Annotated in this window: 6 protein-coding genes; 1 reads left to right on the forward strand and 5 read right to left on the reverse strand. The window is 36.6% G+C overall.

Annotated elements, in window-relative coordinates:
• Positions 1-61: 61 nt before the first annotated feature.
• The 3 genes from ABW51_RS09195 to ABW51_RS09205 are packed head-to-tail and all read right to left on the reverse strand — an operon-like array spanning position 62 to position 1,422.
• A complete protein-coding gene (locus ABW51_RS09195) occupies positions 62-526 on the reverse strand; it encodes a glycine zipper 2TM domain-containing protein (protein ID WP_053466504.1) in 465 nt (154 codons plus the stop codon).
• Positions 527-551: 25 nt separating this feature from the next.
• Positions 552-848, reverse strand: coding sequence for a hypothetical protein (locus ABW51_RS09200; protein WP_053466505.1), 297 nt, complete (start codon positions 846-848; stop codon positions 552-554).
• A gap of 4 nt (positions 849-852) precedes the next feature.
• The gene (locus ABW51_RS09205) at positions 853-1,422 is read right to left on the reverse strand and encodes a VOC family protein (protein WP_053466506.1); all 570 of its coding nucleotides are present in this window, start codon (positions 1,420-1,422) and stop codon (positions 853-855) included.
• Positions 1,423-1,501: 79 nt separating this feature from the next.
• On the opposite strand from ABW51_RS09205, the gene argS reads away from it, so the two are divergent.
• Positions 1,502-3,235 (forward strand): arginine--tRNA ligase, encoded by a 1,734-nt coding sequence (argS, locus tag ABW51_RS09210; RefSeq protein WP_053466507.1) that lies wholly within the window; start codon positions 1,502-1,504, stop codon positions 3,233-3,235.
• 293 nt (positions 3,236-3,528) lie between these two features.
• On the opposite strand, the gene ilvN is transcribed toward argS, so the two are convergent.
• Positions 3,529-4,020 carry an acetolactate synthase small subunit gene (ilvN, locus tag ABW51_RS09215; protein WP_053466508.1) on the reverse strand — a complete coding sequence of 164 codons (492 nt, stop codon included), beginning with the start codon at positions 4,018-4,020 and terminating at the stop codon, positions 3,529-3,531.
• Entirely contained in the window at positions 4,020-5,741 is a 1,722-nt protein-coding gene (locus tag ABW51_RS09220; RefSeq protein WP_053466509.1) for an acetolactate synthase 3 large subunit, read from the reverse strand. The genes ilvN and ABW51_RS09220 overlap by 1 nt, the downstream gene beginning before the upstream one ends.
• Positions 5,742-5,956: the final 215 nt, after the last annotated feature.

The raw sequence follows: 5,956 nt of genomic DNA on the forward strand, positions 1-5,956 counted from the left end.
AATCAGCGCCTTAACTGATTAAGACGCTGATTAATAATATATTAGGCGTTAACGCTATTAGTTATAGCACAGAAACATTTAAGTTTGAGCCGCCACCAACAATACGAACTCGGCGACCAGCTACAAAACTGCCGTCAACCTTTTGCACAACAACGATCTCTTGCCCATCATCTTTCTTAATTACAAGTTCAGCACCGTTTACTTGACTTACTTTTTCTTCAATTTTGCTTCCAGCTACTGCACCGCCAATTGCGCCAACTACTGCTGCAATAGCTTGACCACGACCACCGCCAATTGCACTACCTGCAATACCACCTAGCGCACCACCACCAAGTGTACCAACTACACCTTGATTATCAGCTTGGATTTTAACAGGACGTACAGAAACAATCGTACCATAAGTAATTGAACGAGCTTCTTTAGCTTGAGATGCGCTATAAACATCACCGCTGAAAATATCAGTATTCGCGCAACCAGTCACACTAAAAGCAACTAGCAGTGCTAATGCCATACTTGTTTTTTTCATATGCTATACCCCCTCTGAAAAGGAATTAAAGTGGATTTCTCGGAGAAAAAGTTGAAATATTTTTAGTATTACCATTGTCTGATACTAAAACACAAGCACCCACAACCAAGGTTGAATCATACTTGTGAGTCAGTACGACTTGTTCACCTTCTTGTTGATTACCTGAACAATTATTTTTACGAATAGTTAATTTAAGATTTTCACCTTCCATTTGACTAAAAATAATTTGGCCTTTGTAAGCATTCTCATCTTTTTGAAAAGAAGAACAGGCACTTAAACCAACAGCTACTAAAGCAACCAATGTAAGAGATAATTTTTTCATTTTGCTAAACCTCAACGATTTTCTCTATGGAATAAGGATGAACCTTAATACAAGTATGATTTACTGCTTTATTAGCAAAACTTACTGCAATAGATGGATTTGGCAATCTCTCCCCCACCACCTTAGGCTCACTCACTTTAATATTTAATTGAGTTAATTCGTTCCATAAAAAATGCATATTGATACGATTAACCCATTCATTTATCGATTCATTCTGTAGAAATGGAATTACAATTTCAATATGCTCCCAACCTTCAATTGAATATTGTTTATGTTTAGGGAACGGTAATTCAATAACATCCACAAACTGATGAGCAAATTTGATCGGTTTTGCTAATTTAACCAAATAAATTTTCCGCCCATTAACAATGTTATCGGACAAAATTTTACCGCACTTTAATAAAAGTATCAGCCAATTTTTAGCATTTTGCTCACTATTTACACGTAATGCAAGATGATCGATCTCATAATCAGACAAATCTATTGTCATTTCTTTGGCTAAATTCTGAATTTTTCTTTCAAATGTTGCTAAATCTGCTGAAAGTGCGGTCAAATTTTCCTGTAAATTTGTCATTTTGTCCCTTTAAGAAATATATAAAGAACGGTATCATAGCTGATTATTTTCATTATTCAATTTGAACATAGGAAAAAACGTGAATATTCAATCTATTTTATCTGACAAAATCAAACAAGCTATGATTCTTGCTGGAGCAGATCAATCTTGCGATGCGCTTGTTCGTCAATCAGGAAAACCACAATTTGGCGATTATCAAGCCAATGGCATTATGGCTGCGGCAAAAAAATTAGGTTTAAATCCACGAGAATTTGCTCAAAAAGTTTTAGATAATGCTCAACTATCTGATATTGCAGAAAAATTAGAAATCGCTGGACCTGGCTTTATTAATATTTTCTTAAATCCAACTTGGCTAACAACTGAAGTTTCAACTGCGCTTTCCCAAAAAAATTTAGGCATTCAAGCTACGGATAAACAAACTGTTGTTATTGATTACTCCTCTCCAAACGTAGCAAAAGAAATGCATGTAGGTCACTTACGCTCTACGATCATCGGTGATGCAGTTGTGAGAACTCTAGAATTTTTAGGTCACAATGTCATTCGTGCAAACCACGTTGGTGACTGGGGAACGCAATTCGGAATGCTCATTGCCTATCTAGAAAAAATGCAAAACGAGCATGCGAGTGAAATGGAATTACAAAATCTTGAAGCCTTTTATCGCGAAGCCAAAAAACACTACGATGAAGATGAAGTCTTCGCAGAAAAAGCGCGTAATTACGTTGTGAAATTACAGGGTGGTGATGAATATTGTCGAGCGATGTGGAAACGTTTAGTTGACATCACCATGCAACAAAATCAGCACAACTATGATCGCTTGAATGTGACTTTAACCGAAAAAGATGTGATGGGTGAAAGTCTTTATAATCCAATGTTACCAAGTATCGTAGAAGATCTTAAAAAACAAGGCTTAGCTGTAGAAGATGATGGTGCATTGGTTGTTTATTTAGATGAATTCAAAAATAAGGAAGGCGACCCAATGGGCGTGATCGTTCAGAAAAAAGACGGCGGTTTCCTTTACACTACAACCGATATTGCTGCAGCAAAATATCGTTATGAAACATTAAAAGCTGATCGCGCACTTGTTTTTTCAGATACTCGCCAAAGCCAACATATGCAACAAGCTTGGTTAATTACTCGTAAAGCAGGTTATGTACCAGACAGTTTCTCTTTAGAGCATAAAAACTTTGGGATGATGCTTGGTAAAGATGGCAAACCATTTAAAACCCGTACCGGTGGCACGGTGAAATTAGCCGATCTATTAGATGAAGCAATTGAACGCGCCACCGTATTAATTAATGAAAAAAATACAAATTTATCTAATGATGAAAAAGAAGCCGTGATTGAGGCTGTCGGTATTGGTGCGGTGAAATATGCAGATCTCTCCAAAAACCGTACTACTGATTACGTTTTTGATTGGGATAATATGTTAAGTTTCGAAGGTAACACTGCACCTTATATGCAATATGCTTACACCCGTATTCGTTCGATCTTTAATAAAACAGATATAAATTCGACCGCACTTTTGGCTGCACCTTTAACACTTGAAGATGATAAAGAAAGAGCGCTTGCAATTAAACTTCTACAATTTGAAGAAGCGGTGCAAACAGTCGGAAAAGAAGGCACACCACACGTGCTTTGTGCTTATTTATACGAACTTGCAGGCATCTTCTCGTCATTCTATGAACATTGCCCAATTTTAAATGCCGAAGATGAGTCCGTAAAATTAAGCCGTTTGAAATTGGCATTATTAACGGAAAAAACCTTAAAACAAGGTTTAGAATTACTTGGTATTAAAACTGTAGAAAAAATGTAATTTAGATAATTAAAATCCCTTTCTTACGAAAGGGATTTTTTATTCTGTAAATAAACATAAAAAAAGTGCCCCAATGGGGCACTACTCGGAAAGCAAAATAGATGTCGGCTATTTAAGATAGCACTTGTTTTTAGTGGTTTCAGAATAAAGAAATCCGATCAGTTATGCAAACACATATTTTTAGATTTGTGAACTTGGTCACGATTTTTTTATAAAAAAACTAAAAACAAATATATTTCTAATAAAGTGCGGTAAAATTCTATTAAAATATTTCCGCACTTTACGTCCCTATTTTAGAGAATATTCTTTTCTCCACGAGACACACTAATCAACCCAGAACGAACAATTTCCAACAATGTGGTTTCTTCTTTCAATGCAGAAATGAATGCGTCAATTTTGTCTTTGGTTCCACTTAATTGGATCGTGTAAGATTTTGGTGTGACATCTACAATTTGACCACGGAAAATATCGGCTAAACGTTTAATCTCATCGCGAGATGAACCCACCGCTCTTACTTTCGCTAAAACAATTTCACGAACTATGTGTTCCTGCTCACTTAAATTAACCACTTTAAATACATCTACTAATTTATGGAGTTGTTTTTCAATTTGCTCTAGTACTTGTTCATCGCCCACCGCTTCAATAGTCATTCGAGAAAGTGTTGGATCATCCGTTGGTGCAACCGTCAAGCTTTCAATATTAAAGGCACGTTGAGAGAATAAACCAACAACACGCGATAAAGCTCCAGACTCATTTTCGAGTAAAACAGATAAAATTCTACGCATTAGTTTGTCTCCTCTTGAGGTTTACTTAAAATCATTTCATTCATTGCGCCACCACGAATTTGCATTGGATAAACGTGTTCAGATTCATCTACATTAATATCCACAAATACTAATTTATTTTTAATACTGAATGCTTCTTGCAATTTGCTTTCAAGTTCATCGGGCGTAGCAATTTTTATACCGACATGACCGTAAGATTCTGCCAATTTCACAAAATCAGGTAAGGAATTCATATAGGTTTGCGAATGGCGACCAGAATAAATCAAATCTTGCCATTGTTTTACCATTCCTAAGAAATGATTATTCAAGCAAATTATAACAACAGGAATGCCATATTGTGTTGCGGTAGAAAGCTCTTGAATATTCATTTGAATACTACCATCGCCAGTAACGCAAACAACAGTTCCTTCAGGATGAGCCAATTTCACGCCCAATGCAGCGGGTAAACCAAATCCCATGGTGCCAGCACCGCCAGAGTTAATCCAATGACGAGGCTCATCAAATGGATAATGTAACGCAACAAACATTTGATGTTGCCCTACATCAGAAGCCACATACGCCTGTCCTTTAGTGAGACGATATACCGCTTCCATGACTTGTTGCGGTTTAATCACACCAGAAGTGCGGTCAAATTCCAAACATTTTTTTGCTTTCCATTGGTTGATTTCTTGCCACCAACTTTCAAGATCCGTTTGAGATTTTAATCCCTCTTCATTCAATAAACTCAAAAATTCTTCCAATACATTTTTCGCATTTCCGACAATTGGAATCGCTGCTGGAACATTTTTAGAAATCGAGGTTGGATCAATATCAATATGAATCACTTTGGCATTTGGGCAATATTTTTCTAAATTATTTGTTGTGCGATCATCAAAACGAACGCCAATCCCCAAAATAAGATCACTTTCGTGCATTGCCGTATTAGCTTCTAAAGTACCGTGCATCCCCAACATACCTAAGAATTGTTTATCTGTACTTGGATAAGCTCCTAATCCCATTAATGATGAAGTAACTGGTAAATTTAAACGTTGTGCAAACTGAATTAACTGCGTACTACATTCAGCAGCAATAGCACCGCCACCGACGAAAAGTATCGGTTTCTTCGCCACTAAAAGTGCTTTTAATGCTTTTTTAATTTGGCCTTTATGCCCATTTACTGTCGGATTATAAGAACGTAACTCTACAGATTCAGGGTATTCATAAGGATATTTAAAATTCGGATTTACAGTATCCTTTGGAATATCCACAACTACAGGACCTGGACGACCAGTTGAGGCAATATAAAAAGCTTTTTTCAAAACAGATGGAATATCTTCCGCTTTTTTGACAATAAAGCTATGCTTCACAACTGGACGAGAAATTCCCACCATATCACATTCTTGGAACGCATCTCGGCCAATTAAATTACTCATTACTTGACCAGAAATAATGACCATAGGCACAGAATCTGTATAAGCCGTTAAAATCCCAGTGATTGCATTTGTTGCTCCTGGCCCCGAAGTCACTAGCACACATCCTACTTTACCTGTTGAACGAGCATAACCATCCGCCATATGCACCGCCGCTTGTTCATGGCGAACTAAAATATGTTCTATACCACCTAGTGTATGGATCGCATCATAAATATCTAATACTGCCCCACCAGGATAACCAAATAAATACTCTACGCCTTCATCGCGTAAAGATTGAACCACCATCTCTGCGCCAGATAACTTCTTCATTTTTTACTCCTAAAACGAACCGCACTTTCAAAAGTGCCCATGCTTTGTATCAATGATTTACATCATACTAAGCAAAAAGTTTTTGTCTAGTCTACATAACGGCTAAAAACACTGATAAAATAGAATAAAAAATCAAACAATCATATAAAATTAGATTTTTATAAAAAAAATAGCACTTTTAAATAAAAAAATGCGACCTTATGTCGCATTTTATA

Origin of the sequence: Haemophilus sp. C1, assembly GCF_001276515.1 — a bacterium.
Classification (GTDB): Bacteria; Pseudomonadota; Gammaproteobacteria; order Enterobacterales; family Pasteurellaceae; genus Haemophilus.

Excerpts from the sequence above, each read along its gene's own strand:
- ABW51_RS09205 (WP_053466506.1), bottom strand. The coding sequence starts at position 1,422 with ATGACAAATTTACAGGAAAATTTGACCGCACTTTCAGCAGATTTAGCA.
- ABW51_RS09220 (WP_053466509.1), bottom strand. The coding sequence starts at position 5,741 with ATGAAGAAGTTATCTGGCGCAGAGATGGTGGTTCAATCTTTACGCGAT.
- ABW51_RS09195 (WP_053466504.1), bottom strand. The coding sequence starts at position 526 with ATGAAAAAAACAAGTATGGCATTAGCACTGCTAGTTGCTTTTAGTGTG.
- ABW51_RS09200 (WP_053466505.1), bottom strand. The coding sequence starts at position 848 with ATGAAAAAATTATCTCTTACATTGGTTGCTTTAGTAGCTGTTGGTTTA.
- ilvN (WP_053466508.1), bottom strand. The coding sequence starts at position 4,020 with ATGCGTAGAATTTTATCTGTTTTACTCGAAAATGAGTCTGGAGCTTTA.